Below are 26,680 nucleotides of genomic sequence, written 5' to 3'. Positions count from 1 at the left end.
GCATTCTCAAAATACTGTATGAATACTCAGTATCACGAGAACAGCGCCATGCAACTCATCGCCAAACTCGGCATCCTCGCCGACGCCGCCAAGTACGACGCCTCCTGCGCCAGCAGCGGTGCGCCCAAGCGCAATTCGCGTGGCGGCGATGGCCTGGGGGCAACCAATGGCACGGGTATCTGCCACAGCTTTACCCCCGATGGACGCTGCGTTTCGCTGCTCAAGGTGCTGCTGACCAATTTTTGCCTGTATGACTGCCAGTACTGCGTCAATCGCCGCTCCAGCAACGTTCCCCGTGCCCGTTTCACGCCTGAGGAAGTGGTGCGCCTGACCCTGGACTTCTACCGGCGTAATTGCATCAGCGGCCTGTTCCTGAGCTCGGGCATCATCCGCTCGGCCGACTACACCATGGAGCAGCTGATCCGAGTGGCCCGGCTACTGCGGGAAACGCATAACTTCCGTGGTTACATCCACCTCAAGACCATCCCCGATGCCGACCCTCTGCTGATCGAGGAAGCCGGACGCCTGGCCGACCGCCTGAGCGTCAATATCGAGCTGCCCACCGACGCCAGCCTCAAACGCCTGGCACCGGAAAAACACGCGCATACCATCCGCCAGGCGATGGGGGTGATCCATCAGGGGCAACAGGCCGTGGCCAACGAACCCAAGGCCCCGCGCTTCACCCCGGCCGGGCAAAGCACCCAGGTGATCGTCGGCGCCGATGCCACCGACGACAGCACCTTGCTGCGCAACGCCGAGGCGCTCTACCAGGGTTATGGACTCAAGCGCGTGTATTACTCGGCGTTCAGCCCGATTCCGGACAGCCCCAACAGCGTGCCGCTGGCGGCGCCACCACTGCTGCGCGAGCATCGCCTGTACCAGGCCGACTTTCTGCTCAGAGGTTACGGTTACAAGGCCGGCGAACTGCTGGGCCAGGACGCCAACCTGGCGCTGGACATCGACCCCAAGCTGGCCTGGGCGCTGGCCAACCGCGAGGTGTTCCCGCTGGATGTGAACCGCGCTGAACCGGCCCTGCTGGCACGCATTCCCGGCATTGGCCTGCGCAGCGTGCAACGGCTGGTGGCGCTGCGCCGGGAGCGGCGCATCCGCTACGACGACCTGATCCAGCTGCGCTGCGTGCTGGACAAGGCGCGGCCGTTCATCGTCACCAGCGACTACCGGCCCGCGCAGGCCGAGTTGCGCAGTGGCCTGCTGCGGGCTCGCCTGCGTGAACCCCAGGCACCGGTGCAGATGGGGTTGTGGGGATGATCGCGCTCGACTGCGACAACCACTTCGCCACCTGGCGCGGCCAGGCCCGAACCCTGCTTGGCCATGGCATCGACCCGGCCGAGGTGACCTGGGCCCAGGGGCCGATGGGTGACCTGCTGGCGCTACCGACACCCCTGCCCGAAGGCCCCGGCCCGTTTCGCGCACGGGTACCGCCCGAGCTGCTGACACAGCTTAAACAAGCCGCTCGCTACCGCGGCGAGCAACGCTGGAATCTGCTCTACGAAGTGCTCTGGCGCGTGGCCCACGGCGACCGCACTGCCATGCTTGCGGGCGACCGTCTGGGCAGCGAATTGCACCGTCGGATCAAGCAAGTCAGTCGTGAAGCGCATCACCTGCATGCCTTCGTGCGTTTCGTGCCGTTGCCCGAAACGCTGGCCGCGCAGTTGCAACTGGACCTGGTGGCTTACCATGAGCCGGCACACGATATTCTTGAAACTGCCAGTGCGCACTTCGCCGACCGCCTGGGTCGCCAACGCTGGCTGATCGCAACGCCCCAGGATGGCATTCGTTTCGACGGCCAGCACTTCGACTACCAACGCCGTTGCCCACCGGACTGGCAGCAGTGGGCGCGCAACGCCGATGACCCGGACGCCGAACTGTGGCGCACCTATTACCGTCACACCTTCAACCCTGCGCGGCTGAACCCCGATGCCTTGCGCATGCACATGCCGGGGCGGTTCTGGCGGCATTTGCCGGAGGGGATGCTGATTCCGCAGTTGGAGGGCCTGGCACGCCAGGGCAAGCAGCGGGATGGTCAGGCGCAGGAAGTAGCGGGACAGCGGGGCAAGCAGATCAACCCCGCGTCCAGCAAATAGAACTCAGCCGCCAAACAATCGACCCAGGCAGGCAAGTTTCTTCTTGTAAGAGCGCCGCGCCTCCAATGCATCTTCAAGGCTGACAGCCAGGAAGCGTGCCTGCTGGTTCGGCTGCATCTGCCCGATCAGGTCGAGGTCGGCGCTGATGACCGTGCCAATCATGGCGTACCCGCCACCTGACACCGCGTCCCGGTGCAGAATGATCGGTTCCAGCCCCGCCGGCACCTGGATCGAGCCAATGGGGTAGCAGCTGTCGACGATATTCGATGGGTCCGACCCGGCGCCAAAAGGTTGCTCACGCGGCTGGAAGCTCAGCGCACTCCCGCCTTTGTAGCGGTAACCGATACGGTCGGCCTCGGAACCCACTGTCCAGGCATCGGTGAAGAAGCTCTTCGCCGCCGCCTCGGTCAGACGGTGGAAGTACAGCCCCGGCACCACCCTCAGCACCACCTCGCCACCCAGCGACTGACGCAGCGCCATGGGCAAGCTCGCACCCGCCCTGGATTTGCCACTGGGTACGCCGACCGGCAGCACATCGCCGGCGAGCAGCTTGCGACCGTGAAAGCCGCCCAGCGCCCCCAATGCGTAAGTCGAGCGGCTGCCAAGCACCTCGGGCACCTGGATACCGCCCGCCACCGCCAGGTAAGCGCGCGCACCCGCCGTGGGGAAGCCGAACCGCAGCACCTGCCCGGCGCGGACCGCGAACGCCGTGTCTGGGGGCTGCAGGCGGCCATCCAGCAGCACCGGCATCTGCGCCCCACACACCGCCACCAGAGCATCGTGCTGGAACTCCAGCTCCGGCCCCACCAGGGCACACTCAAGCCCCGCGGCACCTGCCGGGTTGCCGACCAGGTGGTTGACTGCGCTCAGGGCATACTGGTCCAGCGCGCCGGAGGGCGGGATGCCCAGATGGTAGTAACCCTCACGGCCAAGGTCCTGTACTGAAGTGGCCAGGCCAGGTTTGAGCACCTTGATCATGCCAGCACCTCCTGCAGCGATTTGGGGTAGCCCACCGGGTCGGCCAGGAAGGCATCAAGGGAAAACTCCACGGGCCGGATGCGCAGGTTGAAGCGCCCTTCCTCTACATCGGACACCGCCTGGTCGTAAGTGGCCCGATCGATGGGCTTGAACTGCACGATGTCGCCTGGACGGAAGAACACCATGTGCTCCTTGAGGTAGGCCAGGCTTTGCTGCGGGTCATAGATCGGCGCCGGAGTCACACCGAACATCTGGTAGCCCCCTGCCCCGCGCACCGAGTAGATGCAGCCGAAACACCCGCCATGGCCGAGGGTCAGCTTCGGCGTATCGGTGCGCGGACGCAGGTACTTGGGCACCTGCAACTGCCGTTCGCGCTCGACCATCTGGAACATGAACGGCAAACCGGCAACGAAGCCGACCATGGACACGAACCAGGGCGCGCCGCTGTGCGCGGCGATGAATGCCTCGACATCGGCCAGGCCGTTGACCCGCGCCGCATACTCAAGGTCGGTGCTGTTCGGGTCCTGGTGACGGTCACGAAAGCGCATCAGGGTTTCGTGGGTCCAGGGGTCGTTGTACAGCACTGGAATCTCGATGATCCGCGTGTGCAGCGAGCGCTCGGCCACCGCTTCGGCCTCGGCACCACGTACCGCCTCCAGCAGCGCCTGCGGGGCTATGCGGTCGGGGTCGAAGCGGACCTGGAACGAGGCGTTGGCCAGGCACACGTCGAGCACACCGTCGAGCGCCAGGCGCTCCACCGCACGGGTGACGGCCATGCCCTTGAAGAAAGCCTCCAGCGACATGCTGTCACTGACCTCGGCAAACAAGTGCTCGTCGGCACCAAAGCTGTAGCGAATCGGGGAAGTTGCATGCGGCTCGGCCATCTCTGTTCCTTTTTGGAATCTTTATACAAAGGCAGGCGAAATTCAGTGCTTCGGGCGGCCCCGGCTTGTCGGCGCCGGGTACCGCAGTGCTCAGCGCGGTGCACGCACCGTGATGCCGGCCCCGTCCAGTGCCTTGCGGGTGGCCTCGACCAGGTCAAGGGCGCCGGGCGTGTCGCTGTGCAGGCAAATGGAATCGAAACTGATAGCCAGGTCCTGGCCTTCGACCGTGCGCACCACGCCTTCCTGGCAGGCCCGCAGGACCCGCTCGGCGACCCGCTGGGGCTCATAGCCGCGCACATGGCGGGTAAACACGATGGAGCCACTCATGTCGTATTCACGATCAGCGTAGAACTCACGCACCACCGGCTGCCCGAGGTCCTGGGCGATACGGCAGATCACCGAGCCGGGCATGCAATACAGCAACAACTCAGGCTCGATCACCTGGAGGTTTTCGACCAGCAGGCGCGCAGCCTCTTCGTCACGGGCAAGGTGCATGTACAGCGCGCCATGGGGCTTGATGTGCTGCAAGGTTACGCCCTGGGCACGGGCAATTTCACGTAGCGCACCCAGTTGGTAGAGCATGTCGTCGACCAACTCCTGAGCCGGCGCGTTGATGTGGCGGCGGCCGAAGCCCACAAGGTCACGAAAGCCTGGGTGGGCACCGACCGCCACACCCAATGCCTTGGCCCGCGCCACGGTGCGACGCATGGTACTGGGGTCGCCAGCATGGAAGCCGGTGGCGATGTTGGCCGAACTGATAAACGCCATCAGCTCGTTGTCGACACCGTCGCCGATGGTCCACGGGCCAAAGCCTTCCCCCATGTCAGAGTTGAAATCCACCGCATGCATACCCTGTTCTCCTGGCGCTTGTGACTGCATGCCAGCCACGTTAGATTCTCCCTGACCCCTTGGGAAGATTTATAAACAGATAGGGTGTCTTCTGAAAAACAGATACAACAGGAGCACGTCGTGTCACTGACCCTGCGCCAGGTTCGCTACTTCGTCGCCACTGCCGAAATCGGCCAGATTTCCCAGGCGGCGATCCACCTCAACATCTCCCAGTCTGCGGTAACCACCGCTATCAAGGAGCTGGAGGCAATGCTCGGTGCGCTGTTGTTCCAGCGCTCGGCCCAGGGCATGACGCTGACCGAGGCGGGCCGGCATTTTCTCAACCGCGCCTATGTAATTTTGCGCAGCGTCGATGACGCGCTGAACAGCCCGCTGCCCGACCTGCGCGCCAGCGGGGTATTGCGCCTGGCCGCCAGCTACACGGTGATTGGCTACTTCCTGCCACACCACCTGCAGCGCCTGGAGCATTGGCATCCGGACGTGACGCTGGAAGTGCACGAGCAAGAGCGCAGCGCCATCGAACAAGGCTTGCTGGAGGGTGACTTCGACATGGCTGTGGTGCTGACCGCCAACCTCACCCACCCGGACATCGTGTCCGAGACCCTGTTCAACTCCGAGCGCCGGCTGTGGCTGCCCAGCCATCACCCGTTGTGCGAGCGCTCGGCGGTGAGCCTGGCGGATGTGGCTGACGAGCCGTACATCCAGCTGACCGTGGACGAAGCCGAGCAAAGTGCCCTGCGGTATTGGGAGCAGGCTGGGCAGCGGCCACGCGTGCGTGTGCGCACCAGCTCGGTCGAAGCAGTGCGCAGCATGGTGGCCAACGGTAGCGGTGTGGCGATCTTGTCCGACCTGGTGCATCGTCCCTGGTCACTGGAGGGCAAGCGGATCGAAACCGTCACCATCAGCGACCCGGTCACGCCCATGAGCGTGGGGCTGGCCTGGCACCGTGGGCGGGCATTCAGCCCAGCGATGCAGGCGGTGCGCAACTACTTCCATGGGGCGTTTCTGGCACCGCAGCAGCTGTCGGCTCGGCGGTGATGGAAAAGCACATCGCCCATCCGGTTTGGATGAGCCCCTGTGGGAGCGGGTTTACCCGCAAATGCGGCGGCGGGCTCAGCGACCCATTCGCGGGTAAACCCGCTCCCACAGGGAATTTCACTGAATCAACAACAACTAATCCCGCAAAACTCACCACAGCTTGACGGTGTAATCCACATTCACCCGTAGCTCGTTGTCATCCCGGTGGCTCGCCCCCGCCGCAAAGTCATTGCGGTACCAGGCATGACGCAGGCGCAGCGCCACGCCCTTGAACGTGCCTTGCTGCACCGTGTACGACAGCTCCACATCCTTCTCGCTCTCGTTCAGGCCAGTGCCGCCAAACTTGGCCAGTTCGATGTTGTCGCCGCGCACATAGCGCAACATGCCCTTGAGCCCCGGTACCCCGAATGGCGCAAAGTCCTGGTCGAACTTGACCTGCCAGCTGCGCTCCTTCGGGTTGAGAAACTCCGAGCTCAAGGTGCCCTCGGTGATCACCAGCGGCTCGGTGCCATACAGGTAAGGCATCGCCGTATCGCCATCCAGGCGCATGTAGCCCACACCCAGGCTGTGGCTGGCCCAGGCATAGGTGAGCATCAGCGCGGTGTTGCGGTTGTCGACCTTGCCCGCCTTGGCGGCGCCATCTTCACCGGTGACGAACAGGCGAAAATCGCTTTTCAACCGCCCTGCCCCCACCTTGCGCTCGTCGACGAAGCCGAAGTAGTCCTTGCGGTACAGCTGGTCCAGTTCGGCGTGGTAGTAGCGCAGGGTCAAGGCGTCGGACCAGGCATAGTCGCCCCCCAGGAAGGTGAAACGGTCGGATGTTGCAGCCGCGTTGAAGCGGCCATTGGGCGCACCGATGCTCATTTTCTGGTAGTCGGTGGAGTCACGCAGGTTGATCCGGTCGAGCCAGCCGGCATGCAGGCTCAAGCGGTCGATGTCGGTGGAGCGCAGGTAGGCGCCACGGAAGGTTTGCGGCAGCAAGCGCGTGGGGCTGGCGAAGGCGATGGGCAGGAAGGTACTGATGGTGCCGCCCTGCAGCTCGGTGCGCGAGACCTTGACCTTGCCGGTCAGGCCCAGCTCGGAATACTCATCGGCCGGCTCCCGCGTGGTCCGGTCGAACGGCAGCAAGCCGGTGCCGGCACGGTCCGGCGAGGAGTCCAGTTTCACCCCGAGCATGCCCTTGGCATCCAGGCCGAAGCCGATGGGCCCCTCGGTGAACCCGGAGCTCACATTCAGGATGAAACCCTGAGCCCATTCCCGAGCAGCTGCCTGCGGTGTCTCGCCCAGGTAATTGCGGTCGAAGTAGTAGTTGCGCAGTACCAGCTCAGCATGGCTGTCGTCGACGAAGCCTGCCGCTGAGGCAGGGCCACTGCAGAGCAGGCAAACGGCCAGGGCCAGGCAGGTATTAGGGGCCTTGTGCATGAGGTCTTCACTTTCTTGTAGTTGTAGGAAGCCCTGCCGCGCCAGGCAGCAGGGAGCAAGCAAGGGGAAACAGCAGCCGGGTTTATGCGGGGCGGCGGCCGATCAGGCGGAACAGCGCCAGGGCGGCAATCACCACACCGGGGGCCGAGGCCAGCAGTACCCCGGCGGAACCTGCGCCCAAGGCCAACATCTGCCCGGCAACCAAAGGCCCACTCATGGCCCCCAGGCGCCCTACCGCAACGGCAGCGCCCACGCCGGTGGCACGCACTTGCACGGGGTAGAAATGCGGTGCCAGGGCATACAGCACGCCCTGCCCACCGGTGGCGAAGAAGCCGGCGGCAAACCCGGCCACCAGCATGCTCCGCAGGTCGCTGGCCAGCCCCAGCCCACCCAGGGCCACCAGGATGCCCAGGTAAACCAGTGCAGCGGTGGCCCAGGCAGGCAACCGCTCCAGCACCAGGCCCAGCGCCAGGGTGCCGATGGCGGCGCCGATCTGCAGGGCGAACATCACCCAGCTGGCATCAGCGCTGCTGAAGCCCTGGCCCACCAACAGGCTCGGCAGCCAGTTGATCAGGATGTACACCACCATCAAGGTGAAGAAGTAGCTGAGCCATAGCAGCCAGGTGGCACCCTGGCCAAACAGCTCACGGCGCAGGCTGACGCGTGCGCCGTCCTGAGCCGGTTGCCCGAACTGCGCGGACTCCGGCAGGTACAGCGCCAGCAGCGGCAGAATCAGCAGCGGCCCGGCTCCCCCCACATGGAAGGCCCGCTGCCAGTCGCCGCTGTAACCCGCGATACCGATACCCGCGGCTATCGCTGCGCCCAGCGGCACGCCGCAGTACATGAGGCTGACCGCACTGCCGCGCAGGCGCTGGCCGGCGGCCTCGGAAGTGAGCGCGATCAGGTTGGGCAGCGCGGCGCCCAGGCCCACGCCGGTGAGCAGGCGGGCCAGCAACAGGCTGGGCAGGCTCCAGGCATGGGCCGTCGCCAGGGAGAACAGGCCGAACAACGCCACCGAGCCGATCAGCACGCGCTTGCGGCCCAAACGGTCGGCCAGCCAGCCGCCGACCAGGGCTCCGGGCAGCAGGCCGAGGATGCCGGCGCTGAACACCCAGCCCATTTGCAGTTTGTCCAGGCCGAAGGCAGCGGCCATACCGGGGGCGGCGATACCGGCGGCTTGCAGGTCAAGGCCTTCGAGCAGGGCGACGAGAAAGCACAAGCCGATGGTAAGGGCGACGCGCGGCGGGTTGTGTGCGGAAGTAGTCATGGGATTCACCCGTATTGTTTTTGTAATGGGGTGCCCCATCGCCGGCAAGCCGGCTCCCACACGTATCGCGGCGCAATCCTTTGTGGGAGCCGGCTTGCCGGCGATGGAGCCAGTGGTGGACTTAGCGCTTTAGCAGGTCCAGCGCCACATCGACGATCATGTCTTCCTGGCCACCGACCATGCGCCGCTTGCCCAGCTCGACGAGGATGTCCACCGCCTTGATGCCGTACTTGGCCGAGGCCACTTCGGCATGGCGCAAAAAGCTCGAGTACACGCCCGCATAGCCCAGCGCCAGGGTTTCACGGTCGACCCGTACCGGGCGGTCCTGCAGTGGGCGCACCAAATCGTCGGCAGCGTCCATCAGCGCATACAGGTCGGTGCCGTGGTTCCAGCCCAGCTTGTCGGCGGCGGCGATGAACACTTCCAGCGGCGCGTTACCCGCACCGGCGCCCATGCCAGAGAGGCTGGCATCGATGCGGTCGCAACCCTCCTCCACCGCGGCGATGGAGTTGGCCACGCCGAGGCTGAGGTTGTGGTGGGCGTGAATGCCAGTGTGGGTGGCGGGGTCAAGCACCGCCTTCACCGCACGGAAACGGGCACGGATGTCATCCATGTTCATCGCCCCGCCCGAGTCCACTACATAGATGCAGGTGGCGCCGTAGCCTTCCATCAGCTTGGCCTGTTGGGCCAGGCCTTCGGGCGTTTGCATATGGCTCATCATCAGGAAGCCCACCGTGTCCATGCCCAGCTCACGGGCGTACTCGATGTGCTGGCGCGACACGTCCGCCTCGGTGCAGTGGGTGGCCACCCGCACGATGCGGGCACCGGCGTTGTAGGCGGCCTTGAGGTCATGGAGGGTGCCGATCCCTGGCAGCAGCAGCGTGGCGATCTGGGCGTGGCTGACCGCATCGGCGGCTGCTTCGATCCATTCGAGGTCGGTATGGGCACCGAAACCGTAGTTGAAGCTCGAACCCTGCAGGCCATCACCGTGGGCGACTTCGATGGAGTCGACCTTGGCGAGGTCCAGCGCACGGGCGATGGCCTGCACGTCGTCCAGCGAATACTGGTGGCGGATGGCGTGCATGCCATCGCGCAGGGTCACGTCGGAAATATAGAGTTTCTTGCCGTTCATGCCTGTGCTCCCATCGCCCGTGCCATGCGCTCGGCGGTGGCCAGCGCGGCGGAGGTCATGATGTCGAGGTTGCCGGCGTAGGCCGGCAGGTAGTGGGCGGCGCCTTCGACTTCGAGGAACACCGAAGTCTTCAGCCCGCTGAAGCGGCCGTGGCCGGGAATGTTCAGTGGCGCGTCTTCTGGGATCAGGTCGAACTGCACGTGCTGTTTGAGGCGATAGCCCGGCACGTAGGCCTGCACGGCGACGGCCATTTCCAGAATGGAGGCTTCGACTTCAGCTTGGTCGGCCGCTTCCGACAGTACATACACGGTGTCGCGCATCATCAGCGGCGGCTCGGCCGGGTTCATGACGATGATCGCCTTGCCCTTGGCCGCGCCGCCGATCACTTCGATGGCCTTGCTGGTGGTTTCGGTGAACTCGTCGATGTTGGCGCGGGTGCCGGGGCCGGCCGATTTCGAGGCGATGGAGGCGATGATCTCGGCGTAATGCACCTTGGCCACCCGTGACACCGCCGCCACCATCGGGATGGTGGCCTGGCCGCCGCAGGTGACCATGTTCACGTTCAGCGCCTGCAGGTGCTGCTCGAGGTTGACCACCGGCACACAGTAAGGGCCGATGGCAGCCGGGGTCAGGTCGATGATGCGCAGGCCAGGCTTGTGCTGGCGCAGAAAGGCGTCGTTCTTCACATGGGCGCCGGCACTGGTGGCGTCGAAGACGAAGTCGATCTCGCTGAATACCGGCAGGCGGGTCAGGCCTTCCACGCCTTCGTGAGTCGTGACAACGCCCATTCGCGCCGCCCGCGCCAGGCCATCGGAGGCTGGGTCGATGCCGACCATCGCGGCCATCTCCAGGTGCTGCGAGTTGCGCAGGATCTTGATCATCAAGTCGGTGCCGATGTTGCCGGAACCGATGATGGCGACTTTGCGTTTATGGCTCATGGGGCTCTCCATCATTCGCCGCTGAAGGTCACGCCGACGCGGCCCAGGCCGTCTATTTCGGCTTCGAAATGGTCGCCAGGCGCCACCGCCACCATCGGCCCCAGGGCGCCGGTGAGGATGATGTCGCCCGCACGCAGCGGCTCGCCCAGGCGTGCCATGGTGCGTGCCAGCCACACCGCCGCGTTCAGCGGGTGGCCCAGGCACTCGGCGCCGCTGCCGCTGGAGGCCAGCTCGCCGTTGCGGGTCATGCGCATGGCGGCGCCGCGCAGGTCGAGGTCCGTGAGCTGGCGCGCCGGGCCGCCAAGCACGAAGCAGCCGCTGGAGGCGTTGTCAGCCACGGTGTCGGCGAAACGGATGTTCCAGCCCTGCACGCGGCTGCCGACGATTTCCAGCGCTGGCAACACGTAACCGGTGGCGGCCAGCACATCGGCGAAGGTGGTCTGCGCGCTGGGCAGGTCGCGGGCCAGCACCAGGGCGATCTCGGCCTCGATCTTCGGTTGCATCACGCTGGCGTAGGGCACGGTTTCGTTGTCGCCGAAGCACATGTCAGCGAACAGGCTGCCGAAGTCGGGTTGGTCAACGCCCAGCTGGGCCTGCACCTTGGGGTTGGTCAGGCCGATCTTGCGGCCCACCAGGCGACGGCCGTCGGCCAGGGCGTGGGCAACGTTCAAGCGCTGGATGGCATAGGCCGCCTCGCCATTCTCGGCACCGATGACGTCACGCAGCGGGGCGATGGCTTCGCCTTGCTGCTGGGCGCGACGCAGGTCGGCGGCCAGGCGTTCGAGGGTTTGCGAATCGATGGTCATTAGGGCTACCTCAGGTCAGTGCTGCAGGAAATCCAGCACCAGGCGGTTGAAGGTGTCGGCGTGTTCCCACTGGGCCCAGTGGCCACAGTTGTTGAACACGTGCAGGGAGGAATCCGGAATACCGGCCAGCAGGCGCAGGCCGGCATCCATCGGCACGAAGCGGTCGTTGCGGCCCCAGATGATCAGGCTGCGCGCGCGGATTTCGTGCAGGCGCGGGCCAAAGTCAGGGAACTGGCGAGGGTTGGCGGCAAGGCTGGCGACGAAGTTGTCCAGGTGATCGCGGCGGCTGAGCATGTTGTCCAGGCGGGTCTGGAACAGTGCCTCGGTCAGGTCGCTCGGGTCATAGACGAAGACGTTCATCATCTTCTTCAGGTTGTCGATGGTCGGTTCGCGGTACAGGCCGTTGAGCAGCTTGATGCCCTCGGTGGGCATTGGCACGAACGGGCTGGCGCCACCTGTACCGCCGCCCATCAACACCAGTTTGCCGACACGCTCGGGGTAGTTGAGGGCAAAGGCCACGGCGCTGTGGCCGCCCATGGAATTGCCCAGAATGTGCACCCGCTCAAGGCTCAGGACATCCAGCAAGCCTTTGAGCGCGGTGGCATTGAGGTCGGAACGTGAGCCACGGCAGACAATCGGGTCGCTCTTGCTCCAGCCCGGGCAGTCCATGAGCACCACGCGGTAACCGGCGACCAGCAACGGTTCGAGGTTGCGGTTGAAGTTGGCCCAGCCACTGGCACCTGGGCCGGAGCCGTGGAGCATGACCACGGTTTCGGCGCCGTCACCGAGGTCGTTGTAGTGCAGTTGCAGGTCAAGCTCGCCTTCACGGATACGGGCAAAACGGCTGCTTGCGGTTTCGCTGATGGGGGTAGCGGTCATGGCGTGAATCCTCCGGTCATCAAATTAGGGATTGGGCGCTGAGCGAGCCGAACCCGGCGATCCACTCAGGGATCGGCCGGTAGTAACGCGCGCTGGCCTGGTAGTCGCCGAACGCACTCAGCGCGGCGAAGGCGGCCACCCAGGTTTTAACCTCGTGGGTCGACTTGCCGGCCAGCGCCGACAGCTCGGCATTGGCCATGCCGTCGAGCTCGCCGAAACGGCGCTGCACCAGCAGGTCGAGGAAGTGGTTGTCCCAGGCGGGGTTGAGCGGGTGCAGGGTGTTCTGGTCGCGGACGAAGCCTTCGGCGGCGCAAATCACCCGCTGCTGGCGGGCCTGGCGCTCGTTGGCCGGCAGGTTGCGACCGCTGCCCATCAGGCGGTCGGCCATGCGCGCATCGACATGGGCCAGCTCCGGCACCGGCGGTTGGTGCGAAAGCCCGCCAGAGCCAAGAAACAGCACTCGCTTGCCGGTGCCACGGGCGAATCGGCCAATGGCTTCGCCCAGCAGACGGGCGCGGGCAAAGCCCGGCAGCGGCACGGCGACGCTGTTGATGAACACCGGGATCACCGGCTTGGCGTCGAGGCCACCGAGCAACAGCTCCAGCGGCTGGGCGAAGCCATGGTCGACCTGCATGCGGTACGACACGGCGGCGTCCACGCCCGCTTCGAGCACCGCGTCGGCGCAAGCTTCGGCGAGATCACGCGGCACATCGAATGGGCCAGCGGCGCTCTGGAAGTCGCCGATGGCGGTGGCCGACATGCCGATGCAGAACGACGGCATCACATCGTAGAAAAAACCGTTGTAGTGGTCTGGGGCGAACAGGACCACCAGCTCGGGGTCGAAGGCTTCGATGCGCGCCCGGGCGGCGGCGACCACTTCGTCCACTTCATCCAGCAACGCTTGCGGTGGGTCGACATAACCCACCAGCGGTGTGTGCGACAGGCAGTGCAGGTAGGCACTCATCTCAGGCCACCTTGGACGCCAGCGGCGCCTGCTGGTTGGCCTGCGGCTGGGCGGCAAGCGCCCTGAGCAGTGCGTCGCTGGCCTTGCCGATGGTCTGCGGGATGGCCACGGCACCGACGAAGCGGTCTGGCCGCAACACGGCGATGGACACGGGGTAACGGCCAAACCATTCCTTCAGGCGGCCGGTGCTGTCGCCCACGCGGATCACTCCGTCCGGCACTTCGCGGCCAGCCTTGAGCTGCACTTCAGGCAGCACCTGAATGAAACGTGCGCCCAACGCGCGCCACGCCTCGACCTGAGCAGCGCTCAAGCCCCACAGCGGGTCGTTGCCCCAGGCAATGAAGGCGAAGTGGCTGCCAATCACGTCGTCCAGCAGCTGGGTCTGGCCGGTTTCGGTAATCACCTTGGGCTGGATGAACATGCGCCCCACCGGCGAGGCCTTGACGCCTTCCTCGGCCACCAGAGCACCCTTGGCGTACTGCGGCATCGGCTTGAAGCGCATTTCGAGAAAGTAACGCTTGACCGCCGGCAGGTAGTTCAGCGCCCAGGACACACCGTCACGCAACGCGCCCTGCCAACGCTTGGGCGGTGCCAGCACATGGCCAGCTAGCACCGACAGGTCGATCATCGCCTTGGCATGGTCGCGGCGTTCCTGCTCGTAGGTGTCGAGCAGCGCCTCGCCGGCCAGCCCCTTGGCCACCAGGGCCAGTTTCCAACCCAGGTTGCTGGCATCGCGCATGCCGCTGTTGTAACCCTGGCCCTGCCACACCGGCATGATGTGCGCCGCATCGCCAGCCAACAGCACGCGCTTGACCCGGAACTGCCCGGCCAGGCGGGCGTTGTGGGTGTACACACGCTTGCGGATCAGCTCGACGCGGTCCGGGTCCGGCAGCACCTTGGCCAGCAGCTTGCGCATGTTCTCGGGCTTGCCCAGTTCCTCTTCGGTTTCGCCCGGCATCACCATGAACTCGAAGCGGCGTACGCCATGGGGCAGCGCGGCGGACACATAGGGGCGCACCGGGTCGCAGCACAGGTACACGTTGGGGGTGCCGAGCGGGTCGTTGGCGATGTCGATGACGATCCACTGGTTGGGCGCGGTCTTGCCTTCGAAGCTCACGCCCAGGGTGCGGCGAATCAGGCTGTTGCCGCCGTCGCACGCCACCAGGTAGCGCGCCCGCACGGTTTCTTCGCGGCCCTCGGCTGCGGTCATGCGCAGGCTTACGCCCTGCTCGTCCTGGCGGAACTCCACCACATCGCGGGAGAACAGCGTGCGCACATTGGCAAAGCGCGCCAGGCCCTTGTACAGCACGGCATCGACCTGGGGCTGGATGAACGCGTTGCGCCGCGACCAACCGAACTCGTCGGTCATCGGCTGGATGTCGGCGAAGCAGCGGCCCTTGGGGGTCAGAAAGCGCATGGCATGCCACGGCGTGGTGTGTGGCAGTACCTGTTCGACCAGGCCAATGGCCTGCACGGTGCGCAGCGATTCGTCATCGATGCCGATGGCGCGTGGGTAGTCGATCAGCTGGTCGAGCTTCTCGATCTGCAAGACCTGCACACCGGCCTGGCCCAGGTAATTGGCAATCGCAAGGCCTACCGGGCCGGCACCGATGACCACCACGTCTGCGGTGTAGTCGGCCTGAATGTGATCTGGATGTGGCGTGTTCATTGTTGTAATCCTCGACACGGCCCGACGGCGCCCGGGAAACCTGCAGGCAAGCCGATGCCGTCCTCGCGCAGGCAGGCGCAAGTCGGTGAATGGGCGTTTTGGCTGGTTCGGGGTCTAGCGGAGCGTCGCTACGCTTCGGGGTGAGAAGACGCAGGTACTGGGTAAGGACGGCAGGCAGGCATGGTGCATTTTGTGTTCCCCTGTCAGGGCATTTGTAGTTGTTGCGCCGAGTATAGGAATGGCGCCGATTGCCCTACAATGAAAAACCGCCGCACCGCGCACTATGTGCACATCATTGTTTTATAAAGGTTTTTATGAACATTGACCGTGACTCCGATTACAAGACCGTGCGCGGCCTGACCCGTGGCCTGGCGCTGCTCAATGCCCTGAACCGCCTGGACGGCGGCGCCAGCCCCACTCGCCTGGCAGAACTTACAGGGCTGCATCGCACCACCGTGCGTCGGCTGCTGGAAACGCTGCAGGAGGAAGGCTACGTAAGGCGCAGCGACTCCGACGACAGCTTCCGCCTGACCCTCAAGGTGCGCGAGCTGAGCGAAGGGTTCCGCGACGAGCAGTGGATCAGCGCCACCGCCGCGCCATTGCTGGCCGAGCTGTTGCAGGAAGTGGTGTGGCCGACCGATATCAGCACATTCGATGTCGATGCCATGGTGGTGCGCGAAACCACCCACCGCTTCAGCCGCCTGTCGTTCCACCGCTCCATGGTCGGGCGCCGCCTGCCGTTGCTGGAAACGGCCACCGGGCTGGCTTACCTGGCATTTTGCGCCGATGCCGAGCGTGAGCAGGTAATTGCCCTGCTAGCCAGCCGTGAGGGGCCCGAGTACCGCCTGGCACGGGACCCGGTGACGCTCGACAACCTGCTGCGCAAAGTGCGCCACAGGGGTTATGCGGAGAATTTCATGGGCTGGAACCAGGAAGAGAAGACAGCATCCATCGCCGTGCCGTTGCACGCGGGCGAGCGCCTGCTGGGGTGCTTGAACCTGGTCTATGTGGGCAAAGCGATGAGCATCGAGCAGGCCGCGCAGAAGTACTTGCCGGCGTTGCAGCGCTTCGCCGGGAAGATCGATGAACTGTTGGGGGTCGACGCTTGAGAGGATGCCCTGGCAGGTCTGGCCTCTTCGCGGGTAAACCCGCTCCCACAGGTGCTGCGTTGCCATTGAAGGTAGCGAGATACCTGTAAGGGCGGGTTTGCCCGCGAAGCGGCCGGTACTGCCTCAGCGCTTCATGCAGTTGTCGATGTTCCAGCCGTACAACCACTGCACCGCATCATAGAACTGCTCCTGGCCACGCCCTTCCCACAGCTGGTTGCGCACCAGGCGTTCAACCCCTTTGGCATGGTACAGACGACCCATCTCGCGGGCCGACCACAGCACCCGCGCGGTGCGTGGTATGCGAATCGACTCGTAGAGGCGGAACGCTGCCTGCAGGTCATGCTCACAGGCCTTCACTGCCTGCCCCAGCACCACAGCATCTTCCAACGCCATACAGGCACCCTGGGCCAGGTACTGGGTCATCGGGTGGGCAGCATCGCCAAGCAGCGTTGCCCGCCCTTCTCCCCAGTGCTCCACCGGGTCACGGTCGGCCGTGGCCCAGCGGCGCCAGGAGGTTGGCCGATCGAGCATCTGCCGTGGGCGCTCGTGGATGCCTTCGAAGTACGACAGCACTTCCTCCTTGCTGCCTTCGGTCACGCCCCACTGCTCTTCGTTGCGGCTGTGGAAGGTCACCACCAGGTTGTACTGCTTGCCACCGCGCAGCGGGTAGTGCACCAGGTGGCAACGCGGGCCGGCCCACAGCATAGGCGCATTGACGCGCAGGTCTTCGGGCATGTTTTCGGCATCCACCACCGCGCGGTACACCACATGCCCGGTCACCCGCGCCGCGTCACCGATCATGCGCTCGCGGACTACCGACTTGACCCCGTCGCAGCCAATCACCGCATCGGCCTGGTACTGGTTGCCCTTGCTGTCGGTCAGCGTCACACCCTGGTCATCCATTTCCATGCTGGCGATATGGGTGGAGGTCTGGAAGCGGATCAACGGGTTCTGCTGAACTGCCTCGAGAATCGACAGGTGGATGTCGGCACGGTGAATCACCCCATAGGGGTTGCCAAAGCGCTGACGGAAACGCTCGCCAACTTCGATCCGCGCCACTTCATGGGCGTCGATGGCGTCCATCATGATCAGGTGGTCGGTGAACACCGAACGGTTGCGCGCTGCTTCACCGACGCCCAGCGCATCGAGCGCCGCATAGGCGTTCGGGCCAAGCTGGATGCCGGCGCCGATCTCGCCGATATGGTCGGCCTGTTCCAGCAGCAGCACCTGGATGCCTTGGGCAGTCAGGGCCTGGGCGGCTGCAAGGCCGCCAATGCCACCACCGACGATGATGATTTTTTGTTGTTGGGCAGTCATGGTCTGGATCTCCGTGCAGGTACGGGGGCCTGCGTTTCTTATTGAATGAAATCGGGTTGGCGGCCTGGGGCGGCGCGCTGGAAAGCGGGTTGCGACTGGCAGTGGTCGTACACCGCCATGACCCTCGGATACGCCGTCAGGTCGCAGCCCATGCGTTCGGCATTGGCCACCTGAGGCACCAGGCAGCAGTCGGCAAGCGTTGGCGTGTCGCCGAAGCAATACGGGCCGTAGCGATGACGCTGCAGCAGGGCTTCCAGCGCCGCCAGGCCTTCGGCGACCCAGTGCGCGTACCAACGGTCTTTTTCCTCGGCGCTGACTTCCAGCACCCGCTGCAGGTAACCGAGCACGCGCACGTTGTTCAGCGGGTGAATATCGCAGGCGATCAACTGGGCCACTTCCAGCACCCGCGCCCGCAGCAGCGGCTCGCTGGGCAGCAGCGGAGCCTGGGGGTACAGGCCGTCCAGGTAATCGATGATGGCCAGCGACTGGGTCAGGCTGATGCCATCGTCACGCACCAGCACCGGCACGCCGCCAATCGGGCTGAGTTCACGGTGCTGGGGCTGGCGCTGCTCGCCGGCGCGCAGGTTGACGCCGTGGTAGTCCACCTCCAGGCCCTTGAGCGCCAGGGCGATACGCACCCGGTACGAGGTGGAACTGTTGAAGAAACTGTAGAGCTGCATGGCGGATTTCCTGCTCGATCAGAGCGTGATGTGGGTGTTGGCGGGCAGCGCGCTGGCCTGCCGTGCACGTTTGAAGAAGATCGCTGCGGCGGCCAGCACGGCGGGCAGCATCAGCACAGCGAACAGCGCCTCGAAGGACAGCCCGGCATCCATCAGCAGTGCGCCGCCGAACGTGCCGCAGACCGAACCAATGCGCCCTACCCCATGGGCCCAGCTCACGCCCGTGGCGCGGCTGCTGGTGGGGTAGTACGCCGCGGCCAGGGCATTGGCGCCGACTTGCGAGCCACTGATGCAAAAGCCCATGCCGGCCACGCTCAGCCCCAGCCACAGGTAGTCGCCGTGGCTCTGGCCGATGGCGTACAGGCAGGCCGCGCCACCCAGCAAGGCCAGTACCAGCACCCGGTGCGGTTCGAAGCGATCCATGGCCGCCCCCAGGCACAGGGCGCCGACGGTGCCGCCGATCTGGAACAGTGCGCTGATCAGCGCTGCCTGGCTCAAGCTCAGCCCGGTGTCCTTGACCAGCAGCGGCAGCCAGTTGGTCATGCCGTAGATGATCAGCAGGCTCATGAAGAACGCCAGCCACAGTGCCAGGGTGCCGCGACGCAGGGGCGCGGAAAGAATCTGCCGTACAGGCGAGTGCCCCTCGACCGTCTCTTCGAGACGCAGCCCCTGGCAGCCTGCCGGCAAGCTGCCAATGCGTTGCAGGGTCGCCAGCGCACGCGGATCACGCGGGTCGCGCCGCGCCCAGAAGCGCACCGACTCGGGCAGCAACAGCATCAGCACCGGCAACAACACCAACGGCAGCAACCCGCCCAGCAGCAACACGCTGCGCCAGCCGAACAACGGCAGTAACTGCGCCGCCACCACACCGCCCAAGGCCGAGCCCAGGGTGAAACCGCAGAACATGCCGGTGACCATCAGCGAGCGGCGACGTTGCGGGCAGTATTCGGACGTCAGGGTGATGGCGTTGGGCATCGCACCACCCAGGCCCAGGCCGGTCAGCAAGCGCAACAGGGCGAGGCTGTGCAGGTCCTGGGCGAATGCGGCGGCCAGGCTGAAAGTGCCGAAACAGGCAACCGACAGCAGCAGCACACGCTTGCGACCAAAGCGGTCGGCCAAGGGGCCTGCCATGAACGCGCCGAGCATCAGGCCGATCAGTGCCGCCCCCAGCACCGGGGCGAGGTCGGCGGCGCCGATCTGCCAGCTCTCACGCAAGGCCGGGGCGATGAAACCGATGGCAGCGGTGTCCAGGCCGTCGATGGCCGTGACCAGAAAACACAACAGCAGGATGCGCCACTGGAAGGCACTGACTGGCTGGCTGTCGATGAAAGCTTGTACATCCACTGTGTTGTTTTTGTCGGTGGAAGACATGGGCGAAACCTCCGGACCGGCGCACAGGCGCAGGCCTCGTGTAAAACCGGGAGCAAGGGCCGGATGCGCCGGCCCTGGCCAATCAGATGACGCGCACGCGAATCTCGCCCAGGCCATCGACGCCGCCAACCATCAGCTCGCCGGCCACCACCGGGCCGACCCCTTCGGGCGTGCCGGTCATGATCAGGTCACCTGGCTGCAACTCGAAGAAGCGCGACAGGTAGGCGATGGTTTCCGGCACCGACCAGATCAGCTTGTCGATGTCGCTGCGCTGACGGTCCTGGCCTTCGACCTGCAGCCAGATACCGGCCTGCGCGGGGTGGCCGACCTGGCTGGCCGGGTACAGCGGGGCAATTGGCGCGGAAGCGTCGAACGCCTTGCCGATTTCCCATGGGCGGCCCATCTCGCGCATCTTCATCTGCAGGTCGCGGCGGGTCATGTCCAGGCCGACGGCATAACCGAAGACGTGCTCGTTGGCCTGTTCCAGAGGAATGTCACGGCCGCCCTTGCCGATAGCGGCAACCAGTTCGATCTCGTAGTGGTAGTTGCTGGTCTCGGCCGGGTACGGCAGCTCCAGGGTCTGGCCGTCGCCCACCGCGACCACTGCATCGGCCGGTTTGCAGAAGAAGAACGGCGGCTCGCGGTCAGGGTCGAAGCCCATCTCACGGGCATGGGCGGCGTAGTTGCGGCCCACGCAGTACACGCGGCGGACAGGGAATTGCTGGTCGCTACCGGCAATCGGCAGGCAAGTGGTGGCGGCAGGTTCGAACAGGTAAGTCATGGCAGGGGTTCCTTGGATCAATGGTTTTCGCGGGCTTCACGCAGCAGCCCCAGGGCTTGCTGGACGGGCCGGTCGGAATAGCTGAACAGCACGCACTCGTCGTCGGCTTGCAGGCTCAACCCAGCCCAGCTCGGCACCACGAAGGTGTCCTTGGGCTCGAAATGGAAGGTTTGCCCACCGATGATGGCGCGGCCCCGCCCTTCGACCACCGAGTACACGGTGGCGTCGGTGCAGCGGGCGGTCTTGCCGACGAAGCCGCGCGGCAGCAGTTGCATGCAGGTGCCGATGGTTGGCATCGCCCAGCCGCCAGTGGCCGGGTTGACGTAGCGCAGCTTCACGCCATCCCAGGCATCCACTTCGCCGTGGCGCTCCAGGGTTGCCAGCGCTTCGCGGGTGCGCTCGTAGGGGTAGCTGAAGATCGGCGACGTGGCGTCATGCACTTCATGGCGCAGCGGCAGCATGTTGGCGCCGTAACGGGCCAGGCTGTTGCCTTCCGGGCGGCTGACCGGCTGTACCGCTTCGGGGTAGTTCTCGGCAAAGCCTGCGCCGTAGAAACGCACGGTGGGAATGTCCAGCCCGTCGAGCCAGATCACCGGCTCGCCTCCTTCGGCTTCGCTCGGGTTGCCATGGTCGTGCCAAGTCCAGGACGGGGTGATGATGAAGTCGCCCGGCTGCATGGTGGTGCGCTCGCCGTCCACCGCGGTGTAGGCGCCGCGGCCATCGACGACGAAACGCAGGGCAGACTGGCTGTGGCGATGGCTGGGGGCGATCTCGCCCGGCAGAATCAGCTGCAGGCCGGCGTACAGGCTCGGGGTGATCGAGGCTTGGCCACGGATGCCAGGGTTCTCCAGCACCAGCACGCGGCGCACGGCCTCTTCGGCGCTGATCAGCTGACCGGCTTCCATCAGGTACGGCCGCACTTCGCTGAAGCGCCAGAGCGCGGGCACGCACTCGGTGGTGGGCTTGGCCGGCACCAGGTTGTGCAGTTGCTCCCACAGCGGGAACAGCGCCTGGTTGTCGATCCGTTGATAGAAGTCGGCGCGGGCCTTGCCGATGTTGTCGTTGTTATTCATCGCTTCACCTGTGGTGGGCTGTGAAAGGGGTGGCGGTGGCAGCCCCCGTTGTCCACTCGATTAAACGCCCACAAGCCATACAGAAAAAATGATATTTTCTTATGCACTCATACCTGAAAGATGATGGGAGACCCCGCCATGCACTGGACCCGCCGCCTGCGCCCGCGCCACTTGCAACTGCTGGTGATGCTGGCCGAAACCGGTAACCTCAGTGACACCGCACGGCTGGCCTACACCACCCAGCCGGGGCTGTCGAAATTCCTCAAGGACCTCGAAGAAGACGCCGGCGCCCTGCTGTTCGAACGCCATGCCCGCGGCCTGCGTCCGACCGCCGAAGGCACCCTGCTGATCAACCACGCGCGGCGCATCCTCAGCGAAATGGAGCGCGCACAGGGCAGCCTCGACGCCCTGCGCGAAGGCAACACGCCCAATGTGGCCATCGGCACCTCACCCGCTTCGGCGCCCAGCCTGGTGCCCGATGCCATCCTGTATTACCTGGAGCAGCACCCCAAAGCGCAGATTTCCCTGCAGGAAAGCACCATGAACGTGCTGCTCGAACGCCTGCGGCTGGGCCAGCTGGATGTGGTGGTCGGGCGCGTCGACAACTACCAGCCGAGCCAGGCCCTGAACAGCGAGATGCTGTTTCGCGAACCGATGCAGGTGGTGGCCCGGCCCGACCACCCCTTGGCCCAACGCAGCGGCCTTGGCTGGGACGACCTGTACCAGTACGACTGGGTGTTGTGGCCGCCGGCGACACCCATCCGCAACCGCCTGGACACCGCCTTGAGCAACGCCGGGCGCAAGCCGCTGCCCTGCCGGATCGAGTCGTCATCGCTGATGGCCAACCTGTGGCTGATGCAGAACAGCGACATGCTGTCGGTGGCCTCCGGGCGGGTGGCCGAGCACTTCCACGGGCGCGGCTTGCTGCGGCGGCTGGACTTCGAGCTGGAGGCGGAAGGCTCTATCGGCATGTGCTGGCGGGACGAGCCGCATATCGAAGGGGCGGTGCTGGACCTGCTGGAGAGCCTGCGCAAGGCGGCGCGCGAGCCGATTCGCAAACCCTGACAGGCTTGCTTTTACCGCTCCACGGGCATAGGTTTCAGGGGGTTTTATTTTTTGGGCTTGCCACACATTTTTTGGCGCTTGGCAGATCGAGCGCCGCCCGCGCGGCGCATCGCGAGCAAGGCTCGCTCCTACGTTTGTTTCAGGCCAATTGTTCCTGTGAGATTTTCGCGCGACCGTTCTTTGCGCATGGCGCGATATCGCGTCGTCAACACAAGGCGGTCGCGCGCGCCTGCCACAGGCGTTACTGGCCGTAAACAAACGTAGGAGCGAGCCTTGCTCGCGATGCGCCGCGCGGGCGGCGCTCGATTTACGCACCACCTCAAAGCCCAAGTCAGGCCTCTTCCCCAGCATTCCGGGAAGGGGTTTTCATTTTCCGTGCCCAGGAGCACCTCCATGTACACCGGCATCGTCCAGGCCGTTCGCCCTCTGCTTGATGTGACCAGCTACCCGGGCCACAACCAGTTCACCATCGACCTCACCCCCGAGTTGCTCGACGAACTCAAGATCGGCGCCAGCGTCAGCGTCGAAGGCACCTGCCTGTCAGTCACTGAAATCAACGGCAGCCAGGTGAAGTTCGACGCCATGACCGCCACCCTCGAACGCACCAACCTGCGCTACTTCAGGGCCGGCCAGGGCGTGAACATCGAACGTTCGGCGAAGATGAACGCCGAAATCGGCGGCCACCTGATGGCTGGCCACATCGCCAGCACCGCCGAGATCGTCGAGCTGTCGATCAAGGAAACCGGCGCCTTCATCAAGTTCCGCATGCCGCCGGAGTGGGCCAAATACGTGTTCCCTCGTGGGTTCCTCGGCGTCAACGGCTGCAGCCTGACGGTCGCCGATGTCGAAGACACGGTCATCACCATCAACCTGATCCCCGAAACCCTGCGCCAGACCACCTTCGCCACCTACAAGGCCGGTGACCTGATCAACATCGAGGTGGACCACCAGACCATGGTGCTGGTCGATGTGGTCGAACGCACCTTGAAGGGCACCCTGGCCCGCGAAAAACTGCTGCCCTGAGCCACTGACATGTTGCCCAATGCCCTGCCCTCGCGCAGTGCCAGGCGGCTGAGGCTGCAGATATTGCGTGGCCGGGTCGGCCTGGGCCTGGTCGCCGGCCTGTCGGTACTGGCGGGCATGACCGATGCCATCGGCTTGTTGGCGCTGGGTGATTTCGTCTCGTTCATGAGCGGCAACACCACCCGCCTGGCCGTGGCTATCAGCCAGGCGGACCTGGCCATGGTGCTACGCCTGAGCGGCGCCATTCTCAGCTTTGTGCTCGGCAATGCCCTGGGGATCGTGCTGGCCCGTGGTTTCAGGCAACGTGCCTGGCCTGTGCTGGTGGTGGTCGCCGCCTTGCTTGCCCTGGCGGCAGCCTGGGTCGGGGCTACGACCTGGCCGCCACTGATCGCGGCGATCCTGGCCATGGGCATGATCAATGCGGTGGTCGAACAGGTGAATGGCCTGCCGATCGGCCTGACTTACGTGACCGGCGCGCTGTCGCGTTTCGGTCGCGGCCTGGGGCGCTGGTTGCTGGGTGAACGGCGCAACGGCTGGCGGGTGCAGCTGGTGCCGTGGAGCGGGATGCTGCTGGGCGCCGCGCTGGGCGGTTGGTTGCAACATCACCTGGGCCTGCAGGCACTGGCGGGCAGTTGTGCCCTGGCCTGCCTGCTGGCCCTGGTGACGCGGTTCATTCCGCGCTCATGGCAACGGGGCTACATGCCCCGCTGAGCCGTTGGCGGGTGGCGAACCTCAGATGCCTTCGCGGGCCAGGTCCATGGCGAAGTAGGTGAGGATCAGGTCGGCACCGGCACGCTTGATGGCGCCAATGCTTTCGCGCACCACACGCCCTTCATCGATGGCACCGGCCAGGCCGCCGAACTTGATCATCGCGTACTCGCCGCTGACCTGGTAGGCCGCCAGCGGCAGGCGCGAGGCCGCGCGAATGTCGGCGATCACGTCCAGATAGGCACCGGCCGGCTTGACCATCAGCACGTCAGCGCCTTCCTGCTCGTCGAGCAACGATTCGCGCACGGCTTCGCGGCGGTTCATCGGGTTCATCTGGTAGCTCTTGCGGTCGCCCTTGAGCGCGGTGCCACCGGCTTCACGGAACGGGCCGTAAAGCGACGAGGCGAACTTGGTCGAGTAGGCCATGATGGCGGTGTCATGGAAGCCTGCGCCATCGAGCGCGCTGCGAATCGCCTGGACCTGGCCGTCCATTGCAGCCGAAGGTGCAATGAAGTCGGCGCCTGCCGCAGCGGCAATCACCGCCTGTTTGCCAAGGTTGACCAGGGTGGCGTCGTTGTCCACGCCGTGGTTGTGCAGCACGCCGCAGTGGCCGTGGCTGGTGTATTCACAGAAGCAGGTGTCGGACATGACCACCATTTCCGGCACGGTGTCCTTGCAGATGCGGGCCATGCGTGCGACCAGGCCGTTCTCGTTCCAGGTGTCGCTGCCGGTTTCGTCCAGGTGGTGGGAGACGCCGAAGGTCATCACCGACTTGATACCGGCACGGGCGTAACGCTCGATTTCCTGGGCAAGCAGTTTTTCCGGGATGCGATTGACGCCAGGCATGCTGGTTATCGGGACGAAATCATCGATGCCTTCCTCGACGAAGATCGGCAGGATCAGGTCTTCGAGGCGGAACTCCGTCTCCTGGAACAGGGTACGCAGGGACTCGTTCTGGCGCAGGCGACGAGGGCGAACGGCGGGAAAACGGTTGGACATGGAAGCTCCGGGGAATTTGACGACCTACACCATAAGCCTGTCGTGCGTGACTGAAAAGCCGAAATGACGAGATTGTCTCTTGCGTGCCGGGCAATAACGATTAATCAGGGCTGGCCTGGGCGCGACAAAACGTCACCCGGCAGAAAAGGCCTGTTCACGCCTCATTAAATAGTTATAAGATAACGTTTCACTTGATAATAATTCCTGCCTGCGATAACCCATGACAAGCGCCTCCGCCACCCCCGCCCTGCTCACCCAGCGCCTGCACAGCATCGATGCCCTGCGCGGCCTGGTGATCGTGTTCATGTTGCTGGATCACGTCCGCGAAACCTTCTTCCTGCACCGCCAGGTCAGCGACCCGATGAGCATCGACACCACCGAGCCGTCGCTGTTCGTCAGCCGCACGCTGGCGCACCTGTGTGCGCCCGTGTTCGTGCTGCTTACTGGCCTTTCGGCCTGGCTTTACGGTGAAAAGCACCAGGGCCGCAGTGATGTGTCGGCGTTCCTGTTCAAGCGCGGTCTGTTCCTGGTGGCGCTGGAGTTCACCCTGGTGAACTTCGCCTGGACCTTCCAGTTCCCGCCCACCGTGATCTACCTGCAGGTGATCTGGGCCATCGGCGTCAGCATGATTGCGCTGTCGCTGTTGGTGTGGCTGCCACGCCCTGCCCTGCTTGCCCTGGGTGCGGCCCTGGTGGCCGGCCACAACTTGCTCGATGGCCTGCACTTTGGCCCGGAGTCGGCCCTGCATGTGCCGTGGGCCATCCTGCATGACCGTGGCTGGCTTGAGTTCTCCGACAGCCTGCGCCTGCGCACGTCGTACCCGGTGCTGCCATGGATCGGGGTGATCGCCCTGGGCTATGGCATCGGCCCATGGTTCGCCCGCGCCAGCGAGGCTGGGCAACGCCAGCACCGCCTGTTGATGACCGGCGTGTTCGTCCTGCTGGGCTTTGTCGTGCTGCGCATGCTCAACGGTTACGGCGAGGCGCCCTGGAGCGGCTATCCGACCCTGAGCCAAACCTTGATGAGCTTCTTCAACATCACCAAGTACCCGCCTTCGCTGCTGTTCCTGGCGCTGACCCTAGGCTGCGGCCTGCTGCTATTGCGCACCTTCGAACGCGCCGGCCAAGCGCGCTGGATTACTGCCCTGGCCGTGTTCGGCGCAGCCCCCATGTTCTTCTACCTGTTGCATCTATATGTGCTGAAGCTGCTGTACCTGGCCTGCGTTGCCCTGTTCGGCTTGAACCATGGCGACTATTTCGGCTTCGACGGCATTGGTGCAGTGTGGCTGGTGGCCGTGCTGCTGGCGGTGGCGCTGTACCTGCCGGTGCGTGCGTTCGGCCGGCTGAAGGCGCGCCGCCGAGACATCAGCTGGCTTAAGTACTTCTGAAATGACGTTTTCACCCGGCGGCCGAATGGTCTACCATGCGGCCCGCCGGTTTCCACCACGGAATTAATAGGGAATCCCGGGCCTGTCTGCACAGGCCAAACGGAACTGCCCCCGCAACTGTAGGTGCCGAGCCCGCTCCAACCACGCCACTGGGTCTGCCGACCCGGGAAGGCCGGAGCTGGGCCAGGACGCACCAGTCAGGAGACCTGCCGGCCCACCGGCGGGGTGTCCGGGAT

At 65.0% G+C, this 26,680-nt stretch carries 25 protein-coding genes and 1 riboswitch; of the genes, 8 read left to right on the top strand and 17 right to left on the bottom strand.

Annotated features, from left to right (window positions below):
- The first annotated feature begins 48 nt into the window (after positions 1–48).
- Both PspTeo4_RS05335 and PspTeo4_RS05330 read left to right on the top strand, forming a co-directional pair.
- On the top strand, positions 49–1,269 hold the full coding sequence (locus PspTeo4_RS05335) for a putative DNA modification/repair radical SAM protein (protein WP_322362699.1): 1,221 nt from the start codon (positions 49–51) through the stop codon (positions 1,267–1,269).
- Positions 1,260–2,105, top strand: a complete 846-nt coding sequence (locus tag PspTeo4_RS05330; RefSeq protein ID WP_322362698.1) for a TIGR03915 family putative DNA repair protein — start codon at positions 1,260–1,262, stop codon at positions 2,103–2,105. Before PspTeo4_RS05335 ends, PspTeo4_RS05330 begins: the two co-directional genes overlap by 10 nt.
- A gap of 3 nt (positions 2,106–2,108) precedes the next feature.
- On the opposite strand, the gene PspTeo4_RS05325 is transcribed toward PspTeo4_RS05330, so the two are convergent.
- The 3 genes from PspTeo4_RS05325 to PspTeo4_RS05315 all read right to left on the bottom strand — a co-directional run bounded on the left by PspTeo4_RS05325 (position 2,109) and on the right by PspTeo4_RS05315 (position 4,816).
- On the bottom strand, positions 2,109–3,083 hold the full coding sequence (locus PspTeo4_RS05325) for a biotin-dependent carboxyltransferase family protein (RefSeq protein WP_322362697.1): 975 nt from the start codon (positions 3,081–3,083) through the stop codon (positions 2,109–2,111).
- The gene (locus PspTeo4_RS05320; protein ID WP_322362696.1) at positions 3,080–3,967 is read right to left on the bottom strand and encodes an allophanate hydrolase subunit 1; all 888 of its coding nucleotides are present in this window, start codon (positions 3,965–3,967) and stop codon (positions 3,080–3,082) included. Before PspTeo4_RS05320 ends, PspTeo4_RS05325 begins: the two co-directional genes overlap by 4 nt.
- 90 nt (positions 3,968–4,057) lie before the next feature.
- Positions 4,058–4,816, bottom strand: a complete 759-nt coding sequence (locus PspTeo4_RS05315) for a 5-oxoprolinase subunit PxpA (protein ID WP_322362695.1) — start codon at positions 4,814–4,816, stop codon at positions 4,058–4,060.
- Between the two features lie 120 nt (positions 4,817–4,936).
- On the opposite strand from PspTeo4_RS05315, the gene PspTeo4_RS05310 reads away from it, so the two are divergent.
- Positions 4,937–5,854 carry a LysR family transcriptional regulator gene (locus tag PspTeo4_RS05310; RefSeq protein ID WP_322362694.1) on the top strand — a complete coding sequence of 306 codons (918 nt, stop codon included), beginning with the start codon at positions 4,937–4,939 and terminating at the stop codon, positions 5,852–5,854.
- A 150-nt stretch (positions 5,855–6,004) separates the two neighbouring features.
- Here PspTeo4_RS05310 and PspTeo4_RS05305 read toward each other — a convergent pair whose 3' ends face one another.
- The 8 genes from PspTeo4_RS05305 to PspTeo4_RS05270 all read right to left on the bottom strand — a co-directional run bounded on the left by PspTeo4_RS05305 (position 6,005) and on the right by PspTeo4_RS05270 (position 14,931).
- On the bottom strand, positions 6,005–7,276 hold the full coding sequence (locus PspTeo4_RS05305) for an OprD family porin (RefSeq protein ID WP_322362693.1): 1,272 nt from the start codon (positions 7,274–7,276) through the stop codon (positions 6,005–6,007).
- Positions 7,277–7,358: 82 nt separating this feature from the next.
- The gene (gene mhpT, locus PspTeo4_RS05300; RefSeq protein ID WP_322362692.1) at positions 7,359–8,543 is read right to left on the bottom strand and encodes a 3-(3-hydroxy-phenyl)propionate transporter MhpT; all 1,185 of its coding nucleotides are present in this window, start codon (positions 8,541–8,543) and stop codon (positions 7,359–7,361) included.
- A 121-nt stretch (positions 8,544–8,664) separates the two neighbouring features.
- A complete protein-coding gene (gene mhpE, locus PspTeo4_RS05295) occupies positions 8,665–9,675 on the bottom strand; it encodes a 4-hydroxy-2-oxovalerate aldolase (RefSeq protein WP_322362691.1) in 1,011 nt (336 codons plus the stop codon).
- Complete coding sequence (locus tag PspTeo4_RS05290) at positions 9,672–10,613, bottom strand: acetaldehyde dehydrogenase (acetylating) (protein WP_322362690.1); 942 nt, start codon at positions 10,611–10,613, stop codon at positions 9,672–9,674. The genes mhpE and PspTeo4_RS05290 overlap by 4 nt, the downstream gene beginning before the upstream one ends.
- Before the next feature lie 11 nt (positions 10,614–10,624).
- A complete protein-coding gene (mhpD, locus tag PspTeo4_RS05285; RefSeq protein ID WP_322362689.1) occupies positions 10,625–11,419 on the bottom strand; it encodes a 2-keto-4-pentenoate hydratase in 795 nt (264 codons plus the stop codon).
- A 15-nt stretch (positions 11,420–11,434) separates the two neighbouring features.
- Positions 11,435–12,298 (bottom strand): alpha/beta fold hydrolase, encoded by an 864-nt coding sequence (locus tag PspTeo4_RS05280; RefSeq protein ID WP_322362688.1) that lies wholly within the window; start codon positions 12,296–12,298, stop codon positions 11,435–11,437.
- Between the two features lie 19 nt (positions 12,299–12,317).
- Positions 12,318–13,262, bottom strand: coding sequence for a 3-carboxyethylcatechol 2,3-dioxygenase (gene mhpB / locus PspTeo4_RS05275; protein WP_322362687.1), 945 nt, complete (start codon positions 13,260–13,262; stop codon positions 12,318–12,320).
- Position 13,263: 1 nt separating this feature from the next.
- Positions 13,264–14,931, bottom strand: a complete 1,668-nt coding sequence (locus tag PspTeo4_RS05270) for a bifunctional 3-(3-hydroxy-phenyl)propionate/3-hydroxycinnamic acid hydroxylase (protein ID WP_322362686.1) — start codon at positions 14,929–14,931, stop codon at positions 13,264–13,266.
- A gap of 314 nt (positions 14,932–15,245) precedes the next feature.
- On the opposite strand from PspTeo4_RS05270, the gene PspTeo4_RS05265 reads away from it, so the two are divergent.
- A complete protein-coding gene (locus PspTeo4_RS05265) occupies positions 15,246–16,040 on the top strand; it encodes a DNA-binding transcriptional regulator (RefSeq protein ID WP_322362685.1) in 795 nt (264 codons plus the stop codon).
- A gap of 123 nt (positions 16,041–16,163) precedes the next feature.
- Here PspTeo4_RS05265 and PspTeo4_RS05260 read toward each other — a convergent pair whose 3' ends face one another.
- From PspTeo4_RS05260 to gtdA, 5 genes are all read right to left on the bottom strand, one after another.
- Positions 16,164–17,357 (bottom strand): 3-hydroxybenzoate 6-monooxygenase, encoded by a 1,194-nt coding sequence (locus tag PspTeo4_RS05260; RefSeq protein ID WP_322362684.1) that lies wholly within the window; start codon positions 17,355–17,357, stop codon positions 16,164–16,166.
- Between the two features lie 38 nt (positions 17,358–17,395).
- Complete coding sequence (gene maiA, locus PspTeo4_RS05255) at positions 17,396–18,037, bottom strand: maleylacetoacetate isomerase (RefSeq protein WP_322362683.1); 642 nt, start codon at positions 18,035–18,037, stop codon at positions 17,396–17,398.
- 18 nt (positions 18,038–18,055) lie between these two features.
- Positions 18,056–19,408 carry an aromatic acid/H+ symport family MFS transporter gene (locus tag PspTeo4_RS05250; protein ID WP_322362682.1) on the bottom strand — a complete coding sequence of 451 codons (1,353 nt, stop codon included), beginning with the start codon at positions 19,406–19,408 and terminating at the stop codon, positions 18,056–18,058.
- An 82-nt stretch (positions 19,409–19,490) separates the two neighbouring features.
- Complete coding sequence (locus tag PspTeo4_RS05245) at positions 19,491–20,189, bottom strand: fumarylacetoacetate hydrolase family protein (protein WP_322362681.1); 699 nt, start codon at positions 20,187–20,189, stop codon at positions 19,491–19,493.
- Between the two features lie 17 nt (positions 20,190–20,206).
- Positions 20,207–21,262 carry a gentisate 1,2-dioxygenase gene (gene gtdA, locus PspTeo4_RS05240; RefSeq protein ID WP_322362680.1) on the bottom strand — a complete coding sequence of 352 codons (1,056 nt, stop codon included), beginning with the start codon at positions 21,260–21,262 and terminating at the stop codon, positions 20,207–20,209.
- Positions 21,263–21,400: 138 nt separating this feature from the next.
- Here gtdA and PspTeo4_RS05235 point away from each other — a divergent pair, with 138 nt between their 5' ends.
- From PspTeo4_RS05235 to PspTeo4_RS05225, 3 genes are all read left to right on the top strand, one after another.
- Entirely contained in the window at positions 21,401–22,327 is a 927-nt protein-coding gene (locus tag PspTeo4_RS05235; RefSeq protein ID WP_322362679.1) for a LysR substrate-binding domain-containing protein, read from the top strand.
- A gap of 393 nt (positions 22,328–22,720) precedes the next feature.
- Positions 22,721–23,350 carry a riboflavin synthase subunit alpha gene (locus tag PspTeo4_RS05230; RefSeq protein ID WP_322362678.1) on the top strand — a complete coding sequence of 210 codons (630 nt, stop codon included), beginning with the start codon at positions 22,721–22,723 and terminating at the stop codon, positions 23,348–23,350.
- A 9-nt stretch (positions 23,351–23,359) separates the two neighbouring features.
- Positions 23,360–24,061, top strand: coding sequence for a YoaK family protein (locus PspTeo4_RS05225; protein ID WP_322362677.1), 702 nt, complete (start codon positions 23,360–23,362; stop codon positions 24,059–24,061).
- Between the two features lie 21 nt (positions 24,062–24,082).
- On the opposite strand, the gene hemB is transcribed toward PspTeo4_RS05225, so the two are convergent.
- A complete protein-coding gene (hemB, locus tag PspTeo4_RS05220; RefSeq protein WP_322362676.1) occupies positions 24,083–25,057 on the bottom strand; it encodes a porphobilinogen synthase in 975 nt (324 codons plus the stop codon).
- Between the two features lie 220 nt (positions 25,058–25,277).
- Here hemB and PspTeo4_RS05215 point away from each other — a divergent pair, with 220 nt between their 5' ends.
- The gene (locus tag PspTeo4_RS05215) at positions 25,278–26,444 is read left to right on the top strand and encodes a DUF1624 domain-containing protein (RefSeq protein ID WP_322362675.1); all 1,167 of its coding nucleotides are present in this window, start codon (positions 25,278–25,280) and stop codon (positions 26,442–26,444) included.
- A 29-nt stretch (positions 26,445–26,473) separates the two neighbouring features.
- A riboswitch (cobalamin riboswitch) is annotated at positions 26,474–26,673 on the top strand.
- The last annotated feature ends 7 nt before the right edge of the window (positions 26,674–26,680 follow it).

This window comes from Pseudomonas sp. Teo4, assembly GCF_034387475.1.
Classification (GTDB): Bacteria; Pseudomonadota; Gammaproteobacteria; order Pseudomonadales; family Pseudomonadaceae; genus Aquipseudomonas.
Note: the sequence above shows the minus strand (reverse complement) of the source record. Positions and strands in the feature narration are given on the sequence as shown.

Coding starts and splice junctions, on each gene's coding strand:
- PspTeo4_RS05230 (WP_322362678.1), top strand. CDS start 22,721: ATGTACACCGGCATCGTCCAGGCCGTTCGCCCTCTGCTTGATGTGACC.
- mhpE (WP_322362691.1), bottom strand. CDS start 9,675: ATGAACGGCAAGAAACTCTATATTTCCGACGTGACCCTGCGCGATGGC.
- PspTeo4_RS05325 (WP_322362697.1), bottom strand. CDS start 3,083: ATGATCAAGGTGCTCAAACCTGGCCTGGCCACTTCAGTACAGGACCTT.
- gtdA (WP_322362680.1), bottom strand. CDS start 21,262: ATGAATAACAACGACAACATCGGCAAGGCCCGCGCCGACTTCTATCAA.
- maiA (WP_322362683.1), bottom strand. CDS start 18,037: ATGCAGCTCTACAGTTTCTTCAACAGTTCCACCTCGTACCGGGTGCGT.
- PspTeo4_RS05315 (WP_322362695.1), bottom strand. CDS start 4,816: ATGCATGCGGTGGATTTCAACTCTGACATGGGGGAAGGCTTTGGCCCG.
- PspTeo4_RS05265 (WP_322362685.1), top strand. CDS start 15,246: ATGAACATTGACCGTGACTCCGATTACAAGACCGTGCGCGGCCTGACC.
- PspTeo4_RS05250 (WP_322362682.1), bottom strand. CDS start 19,408: ATGTCTTCCACCGACAAAAACAACACAGTGGATGTACAAGCTTTCATC.
- PspTeo4_RS05215 (WP_322362675.1), top strand. CDS start 25,278: ATGACAAGCGCCTCCGCCACCCCCGCCCTGCTCACCCAGCGCCTGCAC.
- mhpB (WP_322362687.1), bottom strand. CDS start 13,262: ATGAGTGCCTACCTGCACTGCCTGTCGCACACACCGCTGGTGGGTTAT.
- PspTeo4_RS05225 (WP_322362677.1), top strand. CDS start 23,360: ATGTTGCCCAATGCCCTGCCCTCGCGCAGTGCCAGGCGGCTGAGGCTG.
- PspTeo4_RS05290 (WP_322362690.1), bottom strand. CDS start 10,613: ATGAGCCATAAACGCAAAGTCGCCATCATCGGTTCCGGCAACATCGGC.
- PspTeo4_RS05305 (WP_322362693.1), bottom strand. CDS start 7,276: ATGCACAAGGCCCCTAATACCTGCCTGGCCCTGGCCGTTTGCCTGCTC.
- PspTeo4_RS05245 (WP_322362681.1), bottom strand. CDS start 20,189: ATGACTTACCTGTTCGAACCTGCCGCCACCACTTGCCTGCCGATTGCC.
- PspTeo4_RS05320 (WP_322362696.1), bottom strand. CDS start 3,967: ATGGCCGAGCCGCATGCAACTTCCCCGATTCGCTACAGCTTTGGTGCC.
- PspTeo4_RS05260 (WP_322362684.1), bottom strand. CDS start 17,357: ATGACTGCCCAACAACAAAAAATCATCATCGTCGGTGGTGGCATTGGC.
- hemB (WP_322362676.1), bottom strand. CDS start 25,057: ATGTCCAACCGTTTTCCCGCCGTTCGCCCTCGTCGCCTGCGCCAGAAC.
- PspTeo4_RS05280 (WP_322362688.1), bottom strand. CDS start 12,298: ATGACCGCTACCCCCATCAGCGAAACCGCAAGCAGCCGTTTTGCCCGT.
- PspTeo4_RS05335 (WP_322362699.1), top strand. CDS start 49: ATGCAACTCATCGCCAAACTCGGCATCCTCGCCGACGCCGCCAAGTAC.
- PspTeo4_RS05235 (WP_322362679.1), top strand. CDS start 21,401: ATGCACTGGACCCGCCGCCTGCGCCCGCGCCACTTGCAACTGCTGGTG.
- mhpT (WP_322362692.1), bottom strand. CDS start 8,543: ATGACTACTTCCGCACACAACCCGCCGCGCGTCGCCCTTACCATCGGC.
- mhpD (WP_322362689.1), bottom strand. CDS start 11,419: ATGACCATCGATTCGCAAACCCTCGAACGCCTGGCCGCCGACCTGCGT.
- PspTeo4_RS05270 (WP_322362686.1), bottom strand. CDS start 14,931: ATGAACACGCCACATCCAGATCACATTCAGGCCGACTACACCGCAGAC.